Below are 19,136 nucleotides of genomic sequence, written 5' to 3' on the forward strand. Positions count from 1 at the left end.
AGATCGGCAGACTTCCTCGGCCTATGACGATCCGTTCGGATGGTGGGGGACCGCAGTTGGCCTCACTCTCCCGCGAGTTCTCGCCGCCGGAAGTAACCATGGATCTAACCATGTGTGGACTTCCCGTCGGACGAGCCGAGGAACTCGCGCGCCTGTACCAGAAACACGGAACCTGGAGTCGGGTCGAGGAGGTCTGGTTCGAGGAACGCCGTGCGAACCGCAGCACGCGGGAGAGCTTCCGTGAGCTCTCCCGCGTCCTCACGTCGCGATTCAAAAACGCGCCCGCCAGCCTCCCCAACCCGCGTGACGTTCCCAGCGTGTTGGATGCCTGCGCGACGCCGCGGGACAAAGCCCAGGTTCTCTATCCCTATCTCGTCGCCGATGACGCGCTCGGTCGCTACGTCGTCCACGAGTACGCGCAGCGACTGTTGGCGGACCATCCTGACGCGCTCGATTTCTCCACCGAGACACTCACGGCCGTCCTGAAGCAGTTCAAGTCCGCTGACGGGACCCCGTTCGACTACGCCGACTCGACCACTGAGCGATGGGGCGAAGGATTCCGATCAGTCATGCGCGAGGTCGGTGTTCTGGAGAACCAGCGAACGGTCGTGGGCACCCCCCCATCGCTGGGCGACGCCCCGCTTCTCGTCGCAATGGGGCACTCGTACGAAGCAGGCGAGGACGCGTCGGTCGAGTCGCCAGTCGGGCTCCAGTACCTGTTCCAGCCGAGTGCTCGATGGGCGGCGCTCTACGACAGAGTAGCGGAGACGGACGCGTGGGAGTTCGTCGAACTCCACGGAAGCCTCCAACTGCGGCCGGTGGACGAGCCGTACGCGTGGATCACCCGAGAGGGGGCTGATTGATGGTCGACGCAACGTGGTTCGACGACCTGCCCGAAGACTTCGAAGAATCAGTGCGGATCGATCGTCAAGACCGGTCTGCGGGCGAACACAAGCACAGGGAGCACGCCATCGAGTCATACCACGTTACGGCCGACTCCCAGCGCTTCCTCGAAGACTTCGTCAACCGACTCCTCGGCGACACGGCGGACATGCGCACGGGGGCGAACTACTGGCTCTATGGCTACTACGGCAGCGGGAAGAGCCACCTGCTGACCGTTCTGGATGGGTTGATGGATACCCAGTGGCTCCAGCGTCGCGACGACATCTGGCGTGACCTCGTTCCGGACACGTCGGCGGAACGCGACCTCGATGCGTTGCGCAGCGACTGGGAACGTGTTCATGCCGCGTATCACGTCATCCCGGTGTCGGTGAACTTGCTGAAATATCAGGGCCAGAAGCAACGCAGTTTCAGTGAAATCGTCCTTCGGCACGCCCACCAGAACTCGACACTCACGGGCGTTGCTGACGGGGTCTCCACCGGGCTGTCGTCCCAGCTCGATGTCGCATACTTCGAGGACTGGTACCGGACGACCGAGGCATGGTCGGAACGACGGGATCGGGCGGCAGCCGTCGTCGACGGGGTGACCCCGGAGGATCCACGATACGAGTGGAAACCGGACGAGCTCTGGACCGACATCCAGCAGTACAGCGCGCTGTCCGATGTCGTGCTTCCAGAGCTGTTCGAACAAGTGACGGGCACGCGTGACGGCTACACCGACCTCCAGCCGTCGGATATCGACCCCGAGGCGGTCGTCAGTCGACTGGAATCGCTTCGGCAGGCACGCGAAGCGGAATTCGAGGACCCAGTCAAGCTCGTTCTCCTGCTCGACGAAGTGAGCCTCTTCATCGGAACCGACTTCGAGCGTCTCACCGAGCTGCAGACGCTCGCCGAAAACGTCGACGACATCGGTGAGGGCGACATCCAGCTCGTCGCGACGGCGCAGGCGAAAATCGAGGACGGCCAACCGAAGTTCGCGGCCCACGGAGCTGATTTCAGTATCGTCAAAGACCGGTTCCCCCACCGGTATCAGCTCCCGAGCAAGCACGTCGGCGACATCGCCAAACGGCGGCTCTTCCAGAAGTCAGAACCGGGCGAAGACGCGGTCCGGCGCATCCTCGATGACGCCGACGTGAAGCCGACCGAATCGCTCGTCTACAACGAGATCAAGCAGAACACGAAACCACCACTCGATGCGGTCGACGACGAGGAACTCGTCGAGTTCTACCCGTTCCTCCCGTCTCACGCGCCCCTGTTCCTCGAGATCCTGTTCAACCTCCGTCGAGAGGCGAACGATCCGGCGAAGTCCATCTTCTCGGGGACTGCGCGGGCCATTCTGGCGCTCATGCACGGGCTACTGGTGGACTGGATCGACGACGGCGAGGACGACCGGATCATCTCGCTGGTCGACCTCTTCGAGTTGATCGAGCCCGAACTCCGCGAAATCCTCCCGCAGGATATGCGTGTCGTCGAGGGCGTCGAGGAGACGACCGGCATCGCGGACGAGGTAGCCGACGGCGGGAGTGAGCTACAGACGTTCGACCTCGACGTCGCGAAGGCGGTCCTCCTGCTCCAGCACGTGCACGAAATCGTCCCGCTGAACGAGGGGAACATCGCGGTCGCCGTGATGAGCGACCTGAACGGCCAGTCCTGGATCAGCACGACGAACCGCGTCGAGGAGTCACTGGATCGGCTGCAGAAGTTCATCCGGCCGACGCAGGGCGAGAGCGGGGCTCGCTACCGGTTCGCAACACAGGAGGAGCGCCTCATCTACGACGAGGCCGAGGAGAACGAAGCGGCCCCGGACTGGGACGCCGTCGTCGAAACGCTCGACGAACACCTCTGGGAGCGCATCACCCAGGACCTGCCGCTCCCAGAATCCGTACCGTACGGTGAGTCCGGTGACGAGTACCCGGTCTCGTATCACTTCGAACTCGACGGGACGACGTTCGAGACCAATGTCGACTCCGAGGAGGGGCTGGATATCGACGTCGCCGTCCGGGGGGTTCGCCCGGGCACAGCGCACGAACGAGCCGATGCAGACACACTGTACTGGGACATCGACACCGATGGGCTCCAGGACCTGCGTAACCGACTGGTCGAATGGTGGGCGCTTCGTGACGCGATCGCGACGAGCGACATCCCTCCAGCAGTCGAGCGCGACCTCGAACGGCGGGCGACTGCCGTCCGCAGCAAGCTGACCAGCGCGATGGCGAGCGGCTCGCACACCGTCAAAGACCGGACGGACATCGGCGGCCTCTCGAAGGCGGTTCAGGTCGCAGTGGGCGTCACGTATCCCGACGACTTCCACCCGATGATGCTCCAGATCGACGAGCGTCGACTGCGCGAGCTGCGTGAACTCGACGGCGATGCACCGCTGCCCGCATGGGCGCGGACGATCCAGGTCCCTTCGTCGAATCAGAACGGCGGGCACGGCAAGCAGACCATCCAGCGAAACGTCATGTCCCTCACCGGTCGACAGCTGAACGACCGCGACGAGGGTCTCAACATGAATACGATCCTCGCTGGCATCGTCGAACAGAAGCCGTTCTACGACGAGGCGCGGCCGGCGCTCCGGGCGATCATCTGGGGGTTCTGTCGGGAGGGGCGACTGCTGCCCATCGACGAAGACGGAAACACGCTGGAAGACGGCGCCGTCCTCGATTTCGACACACCCTCGACGCCGAGGCTAACACTCCTCCCACGCACGAACTTGAGCAAGCTTCTGGAGGCGGGTGGGTTCAAGGAGACGACCGAAACCGTCGCGGACGGTCTCATCCACCTCCAGGAAGCGAACCGACGTGTTCGCTCGACGCTCACTGGACTTCGCGAGGACGTGACTCTGGCCGTCGACACGGACGTTCAAACCGACGAAGTCGCCGGGTTACTCGAGGCGTTTGCTGCCGAACTGACCGAACGGATCGGCGCGACCGACGACCGCCTGTCGACCGTCAAATCACAAGGTGACGGTATCGACGGCGTCATCGGCGAGACGAACGACACACAGGAGTGGGTCGAAGAGGTGACCGACGTCTGGAATCGTCGTCTGCCGACGCTGCAACAGCTCGACGCGGTGTTCACGATCGGAAGTCGTCAGTTCGACTGGCTCGACGAGGACGCCCGCTCTCTCGTCGACGCCCGTTCGACTGTGGTCTCGTCGTTCGACGGCGCGTGGTGGACGGCGGACGGGTGGAGTACGCTCTCCGGAGAGTTGGTCCCCGATCTCGCCCCCGACCTCGAGCGGTCGTGGAACACGTTCGTCGACGAACGTGGCCTGCGTGAACTGGTCGATCGTATCGAGGAGCATCCCTGGGTGCGCCCGGCGACCGCCCTCCCGGCAGGCGTCCACATCGCCTTCGAGGGCGAGTACATCACGCCGCTGCGTCAGCTCCAGCAGTGGTACGAAACGATCGAGAACGCCATCACGACGCTGTCGGGTGGTGCAGATGCGGACGAGATCGCCGAGGTAACGGACGGCGTGGCGCAAGTAGAGCCGCTCGACGGCGCGGTCGAGGTCGGTCCGGCTGCGTTGACTGCTCGGCTCGACGAACTGTCGTCGATCGTCGGCGACCGAGCGCCCGACGACATCGACCAGATCGGCATCGTTCCCGACGACCGGCAGAAACTGAACCGTCGCGTGGCGCGTCTCGTCGAACAGCGAGCCCTCGAAATCGAGGAGACGGCCGACGGGGTGATCATTCGATGAGCCAGGGAAGTCCGTCGCCGTTCCGCGACTTCAAGACGAAGCTGTGTACGTTCGCGAAGGGCCAGCACGGAATCCGCAATCCGTTCGTCATCGCTGCCGTCGCCCCGGCGATCGAACATCGGGTCACGGACCGCCTCGAGACCTGGTCGACTGGCCGAGGGAAATCCCCGGTGGTTCCAGACGACATCACCGTGCAGCCGATCTGGCTCGACGAACTCCTCCCACAAACCGACGTGTACAAGCTCCTCGTCGATCTGGGCGAGCCCCTGGCTGAGATCGGCGGCGAGAAATCCTCGGGTGAGCGGATCGCGGAGACGATGCAGGATCGGCTCGCCGAAGAGCTCGTTCAGGGGATGATCGAACACGAGCTCGGCGACGCTCAGCTGGAGACGCAGAGTCACGTGGTGCTGCTGCTCAACCTGGGTAGTCTGTACCCGTTCACGCGCGCGTTGGAACTGCTCGATGAACTCGACCGACGAAACGTCAAGTCCACGGTCGGCATCCCGTTCCCCGGGGATGTCGTCGGGGGGAAGCTGAGCTTCTTCGGTGGCGAATCGCCACACTACTACCCCGCCCACCAGATCGACGGCCAGATCCAGGGGGTACATCTCCAGTGACGATCGCCGACCTCTTCCACAGCGATCCGACGCGACAGCTCGAAGAGGTACAGAAGGTCAACGCTCGCGAACGGGCCGAGACCGACGTGAGAGAGTTCTACGAGACCGACAGCGCCGAGCGGGTTCTCGGGCAACTCGGCGAGGCGATCCAGACACGTCTCGGTGAGGCTGCGCGCTTCCTCTACATCCACGCGACGTTCGGATCAGGGAAGACCCACCTCCTGAAGCTGGTTGGCTTCCTCGCTGACGACGAATCCGAGTTCGCCTCTCTGGGTGATCGACTGGCCGAGCAGTGGCCAGGGTTCGACGAGCTCCAGCGGTCCATCGGTGACTCGCACGCCGACCGCCTCAAACCGATCTTCCTCAACCTGCTCGACCGCGACGCGTCGAAGGAGCCACCGCTGCCGTTCCTCATCTTCGAAGCGATCGGCCGCGAACTCGGATATCCGACCGGGCCGAACTGGCTGCTCGAGTGGACCTGGACGCTCGATATGGAGTATCAGGGTGTCTGGGAGGCGCTCCAGACGGTCGAACACGACGGGAAGACGTTCGACGACGTGCTCGACGAGCGGGCCACACTCCGCAGCTGGCTCTACGACGCGTTGCCGGCGATGCCGGAGACGGCCGGGACGGCGCTCGACAGCCGTTCGGGCGTGAAAGCTGCCATCGAAACCGCGGAAGACGACATCGAGCCCGACGCGTTCGACCCCGGTGATCTCGTCTCGCGTGTTGAGACCGCAACGGAAGCCCTGAACGACGGGAGCAAGCGAACCGAGTTGCTGCTGGGTCTGGACGAGGTGGCGCTCTTCGTCGGCGACAGTCGCCACCGCTACCGTGAGTTCGAGGCGACGATGGAGGCGCTCCAGCGGGGTCCGAACCCCGTCGTCGTCACCACCGGGCAGTACTCGCTTCCGGAGACGCGCGCGAGCCTCATCGGAGAGCCTCCCGAAGACCACTGGACACACCAGCAGGTCCCGCTCGAAGGCGCAGACGCGGAGATCATCGTGCGAAAACGGTGGCTCCAGAAGTCCGATCCCGATGGCCGGGAGCGCGTCGCGTCGCTGGTGGCGTCGATGCCCGACCTCTCGCTCCGGACGTACGGGGCGGTGACGAGCGCCGACCCGGACCCGGTCGAGTCCTACCCGTTCCGCGAGTACGACCTGTCGCTCCTGCGGGCGGTGATGCAGGAACTCATCACGCAGGGACGCTCGGCCGACCGCGACGACATCCAGGGCCGAGCACTGCTCGTCCTGGTCCGGTCGCTGTTCACCAAGTTTGGCTGGGCGTCGAAGGAAGCGGGATCGCTCGTCACGTGGGATATCCTGTTCGACCTGCTGGTCGAGGAGACGACGTACCTTCCGCTCTGGGTCCAGGAGATGGTCGACAACACGCTGGTGCCGACGTTCGACGGTGACGACGCCGCCTGGGAAGTGCGCCTCGCGAAAGGGCTCTACCTCCTGAACCAGGCGCCGGCTGTCCCCGCGACGCCCGAGAACCTCGGTCGGTTGATGGTCGACGACGTGACGGCGTCCGCCGACGGCGTCGTCGAGCGAACCGAGTCGGGGTTGGAGACGCTCGTCGACAAGCAGAAGATCCTCACCGAGACGAACGACCAGGGAGACGAAGTGTATACGCTCGTCTCGGAGGAACAGGAGAGCATCCTCAGCCGGGCGCAAGACAAGGCCGCCAAGGTTTCGCCACACCAGCTGTCGGCGTGGCTGGAGACGCGACTACGCGAGAACGACGACTTCTTTCGCAGCGACGGGAGCCGCCACGAGGCCGACATCGGCGACGAGCGCCTCGTCCCGCTTCGGTACGACTACTCCGTCCTCGAACCGGTCGACCGAGCCCCGTCCCCCGAGTACGACGCGCTCCGGGTTCGCGTACTGGCCGACGATCACGACACCGTCTCCGACCAGGTCGAGACGTGGCAGGACGTGAACGACGACCGCGACGGTGGCGAACACGTCCTGCTCACCATCGAGGTTCCGGAGACGATGCTCGAGCGGATTCGGAACATCATCGGGATGGGACAGGTGCTGGACGAGGAGACCGAGTCCCACGAGGACCTCGAGCGCGAGCACCGCGCCGACAAACGCTGCCTCGAATCGTCGGTGACCGCGATTCTGGCGGACGCGTCGGTGTATACGGTCCACGAACGCCGCGGCGCACGCGCTACCGTGTTGGGCGATGTCGTCGCGGATCAGGTCGAGGCGGTGTTCGGCTCGTCGCGGAAGACGCTCTCGCGGCCGCTCGTCGAGGTGGACGACGCGAAGGGGATGGCAAAATTCTTCCGCGGTAGCGGCGCGTGGCCGCTCTCGGACGCCGACGCCGCGATGCTCGGGGTCGATACCGGCAGTGCCGAGATCGCCGACACCGGGTGGTGTCGCGAGTTCATCGACACGTACGAGTCACAGAAAGCGGTCGATGTCGAGACGCTCCGCCAACAAACACGGACTGCCAACGGCGACTATCGGGGAACGCCACAGGAGTCGATCGCCGCGCTTCTCATCACACTCGCCACCTCGAACGAGTCCGTCGCGCTCAAGCAGGACGCCGAGTACGTGTCCGACCCGGCCGCTATCGGTCGGCAAGTGCGAACCAAAGGGGGACTGACGTCGCTGCAGGTTCGCTTCGGTGTCGAGATCATCGACCCGAAGGCGGTGAGAGAGATCGTCGCAACGGTGCTCGGCGAGGAACCGGCGGGCGACGGGCCGGACGAATGGCTGACTGCGCTCGGCGCGTGGGTCGGCGAGCACAGCGCGACGGTCAAACGCACGCTGAAAGGCGCCACCCGAGCGTTCGACGTGACGCTCGACGCCTTCGAGGCAACGATCGAACCGGCCCTCGGCGGTGGGGAGCTTTCCACGTCCGATCTGGGCAGTGGGACCGACCTCGACACGGTGCTCGCGGAGGCCACGACCTTCGCGGACGCTCGCGACCTCTTCGGCGTCGAGGAAGACGGGACGACGCTCTGGGAACGCTTCGACGACGAACTGGACACGATGGCGTCGCGTTACCCGAACGCGTCGATCACCGACAGCATGCGGGTAACGGCGGAGAGCAGTACCGTCCCCAGTGTCGCGACGGTCGAGTCACAGCTTCGGGACGCTGCGGGGCATCGCGTCGATGCAACGGGGACACAGTACCGGCGGATTACGGGGGAGGCTACCACGGACGCCGATCCCGAGAGCATCTGCGACGACCTGCGCGCGTGGCTGCGGTCGAACGAGGACGACGTTCGGGGCATCGTCGACGCCGCCATCGGCGAGTTCGACGGCGTCGTGCTCGACGATCTGGCGGGGATGTTCCAGGCGGTCTGGAACGGCGAAGACCTCTCGGAACGTGATGTCGTCGACTCGGCCGTCGTCCAGCAGACCGAGACGTACGCGCAGGTCCGTGACCTGTTCGAGGACACCGGCGGTGCGAGCCTCTGGTCGCAGCTACAGGAGGCGGGCCGAGAATTGCGCGAGGCGCATCCGGACTCGCCGACGACCGAGACCGTCGAGACGGCGCTCGCCGCCTCGCGACCACCCACGGAACGGCGGGTGCGCCAGCTCATCGAGCGGGCCACGGAGCCGAAGCCGCCCGGACCGGACGGCGGTGCCTGGGCCGAGCTGCAGGCGGCCGCCGAGGAACTGCGTCAGGAGCTTCCGAACGCCGAGGTGACCGATGAGGTTACGGCCGCTGTCGATGCGGACGAGAAACCGAGTGAAGAACGCGTGAACGAGTTGCTCTCGGAATCCGAGGCGGTCCTGGAGCGGATTCGGAACGTGACGGAACGGCTCGACGGGCTAGAGGATGGCAGTATCGTGTTGATCGACGACTGAGCAGCTCCACGAACATCCGTCGTTCAGAACCCGGCCCCACGATGTAACATAACAGGAAACTTATTTATAAATAAATTGCGTATCACGTTACATCGTGCTCCGGCGCATCGAACTCGAGGTCCTCGCCACGGTCGACCGCGGCGACACGATCTCCGAGCTCGCGACGAAGCTCGACCACAGCGAGAGCTACCTCTCCCGCGCCGTCGGAGACCTCGGCGAGAAGGGTCTCGTCTACACGGAGCGCGACGGCCGCCGCAAGCGGGTCGTTCCGTCTGCTAGCCGGGCCGTCGAACTCTACCAGGACCTCGCCCGTCAGCACTCTCACATCGACTTCTCGGAGCTGTTGGCCGGCAAGACCCTCGAAGTGCTGTACTATCTCGACCAGCCGCGGACCGTTTCCGAGATCGCTGACCGGAGCGACAACTACCGCAACACGGTCAACCGCGTCCTCAAGGGACTTCGCGACCGCGGTCTCGTCGGCACGGACGACGGTCGCTATGCCTTCAACGCCGACTTCGGCCGCCTCCACGAGTTCGCTCGTGAACTCGCCCACCGTCTTCATCGCCAACGGCTCGAATCCGTCGCACCGAACGGGACGATTCTCTGGGAAGACCACGATGAATGCCTCGCCCAGACCGAGACGGAGGTCGACGCGGAGGGGTTCCACGAAACCGGCCTCGCTCGGTTCGCGGCATTCGACCTCCAGTTTCTGCTGACCCGCCGCCACTACTACCTCTACTCCGAGGACGTAGCGGAAATCTCGCCGGCGGAACTCTGCTGTCACACGCTGCTGATCGACGACGACTCCCGTCACCGCTCGTACTGTCTCCTCCTGCTCAGCCACGTCGACATCGACGAGGGGGACCTCCGAGAACGAGCGGCGAAATACGGGCTGGAAGACGAAATCGACGCCTTGCTCCGCTACCTCGAGACCCACGGCGAGGTCGCCGACCAGGTGCTGTAACCATGCCCGCAACCAAAACTCTCCCCGAGTGCGTCGCAGACGCCATCCAGAACGCCATCGACGACGCGGCCGACGACGACCCAGTGATCCTCTGGTGGGACGACGGCGGCTACCTCCGCGAGATTGTCGAGCGCGTGAGCCAGGCGCGGGGGTGTGCGTTCCACGCCGCCGAGGGGACGCCGCTGGAGCTCCGCGCCGACGCGCCCCGTGACCGAACCGTCTGGTACGTCCCCCAGGCGAAGCGCGACGACGTGGACTGGTTCAGAGACATCGAGAGCACCGGCGGCGTCGTCGAAGCCCACATCGGCAAACTCGCAGCGCGCTGTTTCGAGAACGACCGCCTGCAGTCGGCCTCGGTCCGGACGGCCTACGAGAAAGCGGATGCACACGACCGCGAACAGGTCGCAAGGACGCTCTTCCGGGCACTCAACGGCGAGGGTGGTCTGCCGACGCTCCAGGAGCTCCAGACGAAGATCGTCCTCGACGGGCACGACGACCCGGTGCAGTTCGTCCTCGAACACGGCACCGAGAGCCTCCCCGACGGCGATGACCTGCTGCAGCTCCGCGACCTGCTGGTCGAGGGCGGCGTCACGGCCGTCGAGGGCGTCACCGACGAGCGCGTGCTCGTGACGCGCACGCGCCGCTGGGCGGTCGCCGAATGGCTCGTCGAGGACGGACTGGATGAGGCGCTGCTCGACGCCGAGTATCGGCCCGAATCCGGTTCCAGTCTGGCCATCTCTCGACCCGAACTCCAGTCGCTACTGAGCACGGTCGGCCCCGAACGGGCCGAAGAGCTGGCGCACGTCTATCTCGATCCGGACGCCCGGTTCTGGCACGACGTGTTGCGCACCCACGACGACCCGTGGGCCCTCGCCGACTGTCCCGTCGACGCCTCGCTCGAACACGAACTCTGGGACGCGTGGACGCAGGCGTTCCACGCGGGCGAGTACGAGACGTGCGCGTCGCGGGCGTCCACGCGCCACCAGCGCCTCGACACGACCTACGGCGACGTGCCGTGGACGCGCGTCTGGGCGCAGGCCGTCGAGGTCGCCACCCTCGCGCACGAACTCGAGACGTGGGCGGAGCGCCGCGACACGACCGATGTCGTCGACCTCTACGGCGACGTCGACGACGGCACGTGGCAGATCGATAATGCCGTGTACAACCTCATCGTCTCGGGCGAACCCGAGGGCGACCTGCCCGCGGAGCATCCCGCGACGGCGACGCTCGACGAGCTTCGCACGTCGCTGACGGAGTCGCGGTATCTCGACTATCTCAGCGACCTCGCAGACCTCGTCGTCGACCAGATCGAAGCCGGCTCGCCCTTCGTCGGCGAGAACTACGCCCACCAGTTCTTCGACCAGGAGCAAGACCACCTCCAGAGCGGCCAGAGCGTCGCGCTGTTCATCGTCGACGCCTTGCGCTTCGATCTGGCGCACGAGCTAGCCGAATCCGTCCGTCGTGACCTCCCGAGCCTCGAAGTCGACGAGGCCGCCTGGGTCGGGACGCTCCCCTCGGACACCGCGTTCGGGAAGGCGGCGCTCACGCCCGGTAGCAAGTTCAGTTTCAACGTCGAACTCGACGATGGAGAACTCGTTCCGGAACGCAACGGCCACGCGATCACCAACCACCAGCGCAAGAAGTTGCTGAAGGACGAAGGCTGGAGTTACATCACGCAGAGCGAGGACGACGCGTCGGGCTGGTCGAGCACCCGCGTCGCGTACTACTGGAACGACCTCGACAAGGCCGGAGAGGGGGAACTGACCGACTTCGAGGCGCTGTTCAGCGACCGCCTCGAGACGATTTCGGCCATCATCTGCGAGCGGATCGATCAGGGCGAGTGGGACCGCGCGTACATCCTCGCCGATCACGGCTTCGTCTCCCTGCCACAGAGCGTCGACATCGACGACATCCACCCGCCGGACGCGGCCGAGAAAGTAACCCGCCGGTGGGTCGCCGGCGAGGATCTCGACGAGAACGCACCTGGCGTCCTCCTCGACGAGAACGCCCATCTCGGCTACCTCGACGACGAGACGAAGATCAGTGTCCTTGCGGATCCGATCCAGCGCTTCCGCAACCAGGGGCTCCCGGACGCCCGCTTCTACCACGGTGGGGTCCTCCCACAGGAGTTCGTGTTGAACTTCGTTACGATCACGCAGGAGTAGCGAAGAGAGGCGAATACACGGCTGGTCGTCCTTCCTCAGAGTAATGGCGCTCGGGCGATATCGGGGGACCATGTCCCGCAATGATGGCCACCGTGCCGGGGAACTGTCGGAGTTCGCCGTCGCCGCCGACCTCGTTGACAAAGGGTGTCGGGTCTCTCACACTCACGGAGAGTACAAGTACGACCTCGTCGCGGATTGGGACGGCTGTCTCCTCAGAGTGCAGGTGAAGAAGGCGAACCAAGACACCGAGAAACCGTGGAAGTACCGGATATTCACGGATCGCTACGAGGCCGGTGATGTCGATCTGTTCGCCGGTCATCTCGTCGACGAAGACGAAGTTTTCTACGCGACGTTCGAAGACGGCGGATCGAACGAGTTTCGGATCAATTCCAAAACCAGCGCTGAAATCGAGGAGTATAACTCTCACGCGAAACTTGTCGAGGACTATACGTTCGGTCGAGCGATTTCTCGGTTGTGCGATGACCAATAGTTAAGCGTGGAGAATCAGCCCAACTGAGTAATGGACCATCTGGAACCTCCGCCGAGGTGATCAAGATCTGCGCGGTCGGTGACCTCGACGGCCTCCGGGCGTACGTCGAAGACACGGGCTACGACGCAGTCGCGTAATCGCCCGACGTCTGCATCGGGACCGCGTCGTCGGCCCGGACCCGACCTACACCAGTTGAATGACGTTGCCGTTCGCGGTGACGTGGAGGTCGCGGCCGAGGTCATAGCCCAGACCGCTCGCCAGGTCGACGTAGCCGGAGAAGCCGGCCATATCTTGGTGGGCGGGGATGACGTGCTGGGGCTGGAGGGCGTCGAGCATCTCGTAGTGCCCCTCCTGTCGCAGGTGGCCCGAGACGTGGACGTCGTCGTAGATACGGGCGCCCTGCATCCGGAGGAGTCGCTCGGACTGGTAGCGCTGGCCCTCGTTCGTCGGCTCCGGAATCACGCGGGCCGAGAAGATGACCTTGTCGCCGTCGTCCAGTTCGTACGGCGTCTCGCCGCGGCCCATCCGCGTGAGCATCGCGCGCGGCTCGCCCTGATGCCCGGTCACGACGGGCAGGAAGTTCTCCTTGCCCTCGTTCATGATGCGCTCGAACGCGCGGTCGACGGACTGGCGGTGGCCGTACATCCCTAGGTCGTCCGGGAGGTCGACGGCGCCGATGCGGTCGGCCGTCCCGGAGTATTTCTCCATCGAGCGCCCGAGCAGGATGGGTTCGCGCCCGATGTCCTCGGCGAACTCGACGAGACTGCTCACGCGGGCGATGTGGGAACTGAACGTCGTGGCGACGATGCCGCCGTCGTAGTCCTCGATGCTCTGCATGACGTCGCGGAGTTCGCTCCGCGCGACGGCTTCGCTGGGCGTGCGCCCTTTCCGGTTCGCGTTGGTACAGTCCTCGATGTAACAGAGGACGCCCTCGCCTTCGCGGCCGATCTCGCGGAACCGCTTCATGTCGATGGGGTCGCCGACGACCGGCGTGTGGTCCATCCGCTTGTCGAGGCCGTAGACGACGGCCCCTTCCGGCGTGTGGAGGACGGGATTGATCGCGTCGATGATCGAGTGGGTGACGTTCACGAACTCGAGTTCGCAGCGCTCGCCGATGGGCATGGTTTCGCCCGCCTCCATCTCGACGAGATCGTTTTCGACGACGAACTTCCCTTCGTCTTGAATCTCTTCCTTGACGAGTTCGAGCGTGAAGGGAGAGGCGACGATGGGGGCGTCGTAGCGGTGGGCGAGTTTCGAGATGGCACCGATGTGGTCGAGGTGACCGTGGGTGGGGACGATCGCCTGCACGTCCCCTTCGAGGTCGCTCATCACCCGGTCGTCCGGGATGGCGCCCATGTCGATCAGGTCGAGGCTATGCATCTGCTCCGTCTGGAGGTTGTCGTGGACTAGAACCTGCGAGAGGTTCAGGCCCATGTCGAAGACGACGATGTCGTCACCGGCACGGACGGCAGTCATCTGGCGGCCGACTTCTTCGTAGCCGCCGATTGTTGCGATTTCGATTTCCATGGTTGGGATCCGATCAGAGCAATCCCAGAACTCGTCAGAGTGCGCCTGGTGAAGGAGAGACTAGCGTGAACGGACGCCGACGGTCGATTTCGATGGCCATCGGCCGCGGTCCACGCCAGTCCCGGGGACAGCGCGTATTTCGGTTGTATGGCTATCGGTCGCGGCGACGTATATACCCCGTGGAACAGGCGCCGGTAGGAATAGTCGCCATAAGAGAGGGCGAAGTAGACTGGTGGGATCGTCGTCGACCGGTCACCACACTATTAGTTCGACCGGCTGCTGCGTGGCGTATGGTCGATACGCGACGGCGGCAGATCTTACGGATTGGTGGTGTGGGGATGGCAGGTTTCGCTGGCTGTGCATCCACGTCGTCAACTGACGACACGCCGGCGGGACAATCGGGGGGCGCGAATGGCGCCACTGACGCGGGCTCAGCCACGCTGGAGTTCGGCACCGATGGAGAAATACTCTCGTCGCCGACGGTCGTCGACGGGACGGTGTACGTCGGGTCGGCCGACAACCGGCTATACGCGGTCGACGCGACAACGGGTGACGAGCAGTGGCGGTTCGGGACGGACGGTACGGTCTACTCTTCGCCACAGGTCGTCGACGGGACGGTGTACGTCGGGTCGGGGTTGGGACAGGACCCGGGGGACACTCGGCTGTACGCGGTCGACGCGGCGACGGGTACCGAACAGTGGCAGTTCGAAACCGGGAATCGGGTGAAGGCGTCGCCGACTGTCGCGGGCGAGACCGTCTACGTCACGTCCCGGGACGGAAACCTCTACGCGATCAACGCGGCGTCGGGGGAGCAGCAGTGGGCCTTCGATATCGGCTACACCGCCGAATCATCGCCGGCCGTCGTCGACGGCACGGTGTACGCGGGGTCGTTCGACAACAACCTGTACGCTGTCGACGCCGAATCGGGGACCGAGCGGTGGCGGTTCGAAACCGGCGACCTCGTTCGGTCGTCGCCGACGGTAGCGTCGGGAACGGTGTACGTCGGGTCGTCCGACGACACCCTGTACGCGCTGGACGCCGCGACGGGGGACCTGGCGTGGGAGTTCGCGACGGAGGACTCGGAGTTCGGCGTTCAGTCGTCGCCGACGGTTCACAACGGGATGGTGTTTGTGGGCGCCTACGACACGACCCTGTACGCCGTCGACGCGGAAGCGGGAACGGCGGAATGGGGCGTCGCCACGGACGACGTCGTCGTCTCCTCACCGACGGTCGTCGGTGGGACCGTCTACGTCGGCTCCCAGGACGGCAACCTCTACGCGGTGGACCGCGAGACGGGCGACGAACGCTGGAGCCTGTCGACCGGGGGCAGCGTGTTCTCGTCGCCGACGGTAGCGTCGGGAACGGTGTACGTCGGGTCGGACGACACGACTCTCTATGGAGTGGCGCTCGACGGTAACGGGTCGAGCGAGGGGTCGCGCATCCGTCACCGGACGCTGGGACACCACGGAAGCGAGTGACTGACCGCCGGTCGTGTCACGCTCAGATAATTTAGGCCCACCTAAAGTTCGAAAGTGGTTTAACTATTTAGGCTGGCCTAAACATCATGTCGCAGGAACCGAACCGTAGCGGCCTGACACGGCGAGCGTATCTGACATGCGGCGGCGCAGTCGTTGCCGGGGGACTGCTCGCTGGCTGTGCGGGCGGCGCGGGGTCGTCGCCCGACTCGGACGCGGGCGAGTCGCACAGCGTCTCTATCGAGCCAATGGGAGAGGTCACGTTCGACGCCGTCCCGGAGCGGTGGGTGGCGAACAACGGCAGTTGGGCGGACATGGGCGTGGCGCTCGGCCTCGAACCGCCGAAGGCCGTTTGGCTCACGAGCCGCTATCATACCCAGTACTACGACGCCGTGCCCGGCGTCTCGGTCGATGCGAGCGACATGGTCCCGCTCTATCAGGACGGCGTGAGCAAGGAGCTGTTCTACGAACTCGACGCCGATGTCCACGTGATGGATCCCAACTTCCTCATGAACCGGTTCGACGGGTGGGAGCGATCGGACGTCGACGAAATCGAGGAGAACGTCGCCCCGCTGTTCGGGAACTGCATCTACGCCCAGCATTACCCCTGGCACGAGGACTACCGCTACTACACCCTCTACGAGGCGTTCGAGAAGCTCGCGCGGGTGTTCGACCGCGTCGACCGATACGAGGCGTTCGAAGGCGTCCACGCCGACTTCCAGCAGTCCCTCTCCCCGGTCGTCCCCGGTGAGGACGAGCGCCCGTCAGTCGCCGTCACCTGGGGCGTCGGCGACGCGCCCGAATCGTTCTACCCCTACATCATCGGCAAGGGGACCGGATTCAAACACCTGCGCGACCTCGGCGTTCGCGACGCCCTCGCGAACACGGCAGTCAAGGACTTCCACGGCAGCCGCGCGGCCATCGACCTCGAGACGCTGCTGGAGGTCGATCCCGAGGTGCTGCTGCTCCGCGGCTACGAGGCCAAATCCGCCGACGAGTTCCAGGAGACGGTCGCGTCGTTCCTCCGGGACCACGACACCGCGAGCGAACTCACCGCGGTGCAGAACGGCGACATCTACCGCGCCGGTGGCCTGTATCAGGGACCGATCACGAACATGGTGCTCACCGAGCGCACGGCTCGGCAGCTCTACGGGGTCGAGGACGACCTGTTCGACCGTGACCGCGTCGCGGCCATCGTCGACGGAGCGCTGTAACGATGGTCGGAACGAACAGCCACCGACGGTGTGTGGTCGCACGTGGTCGTGAACCTGCGGCCGGCGCGATGAGGAAGGTGAGTTCTCGTGGCCAGTGAATCGGTGACCGACACCGGTGCAGCCAGACACCGCGACGGCTGGCTCGGCTGGATCAACGGCTCGCTCGTGGCGCTCTGTCTGGGCAGTCTCGCCGTCGTCGTTGCAGGCGGACTCGTCCAGGTGAGTTTCGGCGCGTTCTCCATGACCGTCGTCGAAGCCTGGCAGGCCGTGTTCAACCCCGCGGTGCTCTTCGACGGGCAGGCGTGGCGATCCTTCCTCCTCGGGGGCGACCTCCCCGAGATGAACCACCGCAGCCTCATCGTCTGGAACATCCGCCTGCCCCGCGTGTTCGTCGGCGTGTTGGTCGGGATGAACCTCGCCGTCTCGGGTGCGATCTTTCAGGCGGTCACCCGCAACGAACTCGCCAGTCCGTTCATCCTCGGCGTCTCCTCGGGAGCCGGCCTGCTGATCTTGCTCACGCTGGTCGTGTTCTCCGGGCTGTCGGCGTTCCTGCCACTGATCGCCGCCGTCGGCGGCTCGGTGGCATTTCTGATCGTCTACGCCATCGCGTGGAAAAACGGGACGTCGCCCGTCAGACTCGTTCTCGCGGGGGTCATCGTCGGCACCGTCTTCGGAAGCCTGCAGACGGCGCTGTTTTTCTTCGCGAACGACATCGGCGTCGTCCAGTCCGCCATCGCGTGGACGACTGGCTCGCTGACGGGGACGGACTGGGAGCAGGTCCGGATGGCCCTGCCGTGGACCGTGGTCGCCATGGTCCTCGCGCTCGCCAGTTCGCGGCAGTTGAACGTCCTCCTGCTGGGCGAGCGGACGGCGCGGTCGCTGGGCATGAGCGTCGAGCGGGTCCGGTTCGCGCTCTCGGGCGTGGCCGTGCTGGCCGCCGCCGCGAGCATCGCCGTCGCGGGTATCGTCGGCTTCGTCGGCCTCATCGTCCCGCACATGGTTCGGAACGTCGTCGGCAGCGACTACCGCCAACTCGTCGTCGGCTGCGTGTTCGCAGGCCCGGCGCTGATGGTCGTCGCCGACGTGGGCGCGCGACTCGGCCTGCAGATCCTCACCGGGTCGAGCGCCCAGATTCCCGTCGGCATCGTCACGGGACTCGTCGGCGGGCCGTATTTCCTCTATCTCATGCGCAAACAGGACAAACTGGGTGAACTCTGATGCACGACGATCATTCGAACACCGAGAACCGCCCCGACCCATCGACCGCCGGTGGGTCCGCATCGCTCGCGGGCGAGGAACTGGTCCTCGCGTATCCGGGGGGCGACGATCCGGTCGTCGACGGCGAATCGATCACGGTCGAACCCGGCGCCGTGACCGCGCTCGTCGGACCCAACGGCTCGGGCAAGAGCACCCTGTTGAAGGGGCTCGCCGACCAGCTCGCGCCCCAGCGTGGCTCGGTGTTGCTCGACGGGCGCGACGTCGAGGCCCACGGGTCGAAAGAACTCGCTCGAAAGCTCGGACTGCTCTCCCAGGAGAGCACTTCGCCCGACGGAATCACCGTCGAGGACCTCGTGTACCACGGCCGCTACCCCCACCGGGGGGTCTTCGAACGCGTCACCGACGAGGATCAGCGGGCGGTCGACCGGGCGATCGATCTCGCAGGCTGTGACCATCTCCGAGACCGCGCCGTCGGCAGCCTCAGCGGCGGGCAGCGGCAGTTGGCGTGGATCGCGATGGCGCTCGCCCAGGAGACGGACGTTCTCCTGCTCGACGAGCCGACGACCTTCCTCGACCTCCATCACCAGTTGGAAGTGATGGAGATCATCGAGACGCTACGCGACGAGAGCGACATCACCGTCGTCGTCGTGCTTCACGACATCGAACAGGCGGCGCGACTCGCTGATCGTATGGTCGCGCTCAAGGACGGCGAGATCCGGTCGCGCGGGTCGCCGAAAACCGTCGTCACCGAGGGGCTGCTCGCGGACGTGTTCGATGTCGACGCCGACATCGAGTGGACGGAACGGGGACCACGGGTCACGCCGCTCCGCGCCCGACACGACGGCGCTGACTCGGGTCACCGCGCTCCGACGCCCCATGCTGACGGCGGGAGCGTCGAACAGTAACCAACGGGACACCTTGCGGTCGGACGGGTCCGGACCGTCCGCCGCGGTCGGGGAGCACCCGTTCGGTAGATCGGCCCACTCTTGTTTTTAGGCCAGCCTAAAGACCGGCAGTTATTTATAGAATT

Annotated in this window: 12 protein-coding genes; 11 read left to right on the plus strand and 1 reads right to left on the minus strand. The window is 65.2% G+C overall.

The features are described 5' to 3' along the window. Nucleotides 1–23 precede the first annotated feature (23 nt). The 7 genes from MXB53_RS09470 (at nucleotide 24) to MXB53_RS15960 (ending at nucleotide 12,672) form a co-directional block, all read left to right on the plus strand. On the plus strand, nucleotides 24–863 hold the full coding sequence (locus tag MXB53_RS09470) for a hypothetical protein (RefSeq protein ID WP_248897120.1): 840 nt from the start codon (nucleotides 24–26) through the stop codon (nucleotides 861–863). Beyond that, the gene (locus MXB53_RS09475) at nucleotides 863–4,606 is read left to right on the plus strand and encodes a hypothetical protein (protein WP_248897121.1); all 3,744 of its coding nucleotides are present in this window, start codon (nucleotides 863–865) and stop codon (nucleotides 4,604–4,606) included. The genes MXB53_RS09470 and MXB53_RS09475 overlap by 1 nt, the downstream gene beginning before the upstream one ends. Then, a complete protein-coding gene (locus tag MXB53_RS09480) occupies nucleotides 4,603–5,223 on the plus strand; it encodes a BREX protein BrxB domain-containing protein (RefSeq protein ID WP_248897122.1) in 621 nt (206 codons plus the stop codon). The genes MXB53_RS09475 and MXB53_RS09480 overlap by 4 nt, the downstream gene beginning before the upstream one ends. Next, a complete protein-coding gene (locus MXB53_RS09485; protein WP_248897123.1) occupies nucleotides 5,220–9,053 on the plus strand; it encodes a hypothetical protein in 3,834 nt (1,277 codons plus the stop codon). The genes MXB53_RS09480 and MXB53_RS09485 overlap by 4 nt, the downstream gene beginning before the upstream one ends. A gap of 94 nt (nucleotides 9,054–9,147) precedes the next feature. Next, nucleotides 9,148–10,017: a MarR family transcriptional regulator gene (locus tag MXB53_RS09490; protein WP_248897124.1), complete on the plus strand. Its 870-nt coding sequence runs from the start codon at nucleotides 9,148–9,150 to the stop codon at nucleotides 10,015–10,017. A gap of 2 nt (nucleotides 10,018–10,019) precedes the next feature. Beyond that, nucleotides 10,020–12,182 carry a BREX-5 system phosphatase PglZ gene (gene pglZ / locus MXB53_RS09495; RefSeq protein WP_248897125.1) on the plus strand — a complete coding sequence of 721 codons (2,163 nt, stop codon included), beginning with the start codon at nucleotides 10,020–10,022 and terminating at the stop codon, nucleotides 12,180–12,182. Nucleotides 12,183–12,252: 70 nt separating this feature from the next. Next, complete coding sequence (locus MXB53_RS15960; protein WP_425601202.1) at nucleotides 12,253–12,672, plus strand: group I intron-associated PD-(D/E)XK endonuclease; 420 nt, start codon at nucleotides 12,253–12,255, stop codon at nucleotides 12,670–12,672. 183 nt (nucleotides 12,673–12,855) lie between these two features. On the opposite strand, the gene MXB53_RS09505 is transcribed toward MXB53_RS15960, so the two are convergent. Further along, nucleotides 12,856–14,199 carry a ribonuclease J gene (locus MXB53_RS09505; RefSeq protein ID WP_248897127.1) on the minus strand — a complete coding sequence of 448 codons (1,344 nt, stop codon included), beginning with the start codon at nucleotides 14,197–14,199 and terminating at the stop codon, nucleotides 12,856–12,858. A 338-nt stretch (nucleotides 14,200–14,537) separates the two neighbouring features. Between MXB53_RS09505 and MXB53_RS09510 the strand changes: the two genes are divergently transcribed. The 4 genes from MXB53_RS09510 (at nucleotide 14,538) to MXB53_RS09525 (ending at nucleotide 19,011) form a co-directional block, all read left to right on the plus strand. Continuing rightward, nucleotides 14,538–15,677 carry an outer membrane protein assembly factor BamB family protein gene (locus MXB53_RS09510; protein ID WP_248897128.1) on the plus strand — a complete coding sequence of 380 codons (1,140 nt, stop codon included), beginning with the start codon at nucleotides 14,538–14,540 and terminating at the stop codon, nucleotides 15,675–15,677. Between the two features lie 86 nt (nucleotides 15,678–15,763). Then, on the plus strand, nucleotides 15,764–16,888 hold the full coding sequence (locus MXB53_RS09515; protein WP_248897129.1) for an ABC transporter substrate-binding protein: 1,125 nt from the start codon (nucleotides 15,764–15,766) through the stop codon (nucleotides 16,886–16,888). Nucleotides 16,889–16,975: 87 nt separating this feature from the next. Beyond that, nucleotides 16,976–18,106 carry a FecCD family ABC transporter permease gene (locus MXB53_RS09520; RefSeq protein ID WP_248897130.1) on the plus strand — a complete coding sequence of 377 codons (1,131 nt, stop codon included), beginning with the start codon at nucleotides 16,976–16,978 and terminating at the stop codon, nucleotides 18,104–18,106. Beyond that, nucleotides 18,106–19,011, plus strand: coding sequence for an ABC transporter ATP-binding protein (locus tag MXB53_RS09525; protein ID WP_248897131.1), 906 nt, complete (start codon nucleotides 18,106–18,108; stop codon nucleotides 19,009–19,011). The genes MXB53_RS09520 and MXB53_RS09525 overlap by 1 nt, the downstream gene beginning before the upstream one ends. The last annotated feature ends 125 nt before the right edge of the window (nucleotides 19,012–19,136 follow it).

Origin of the sequence: Haloplanus sp. XH21, assembly GCF_023276355.1 — an archaeon.
Lineage (GTDB): Archaea > Halobacteriota > Halobacteria > Halobacteriales > Haloferacaceae > Haloplanus > Haloplanus halobius.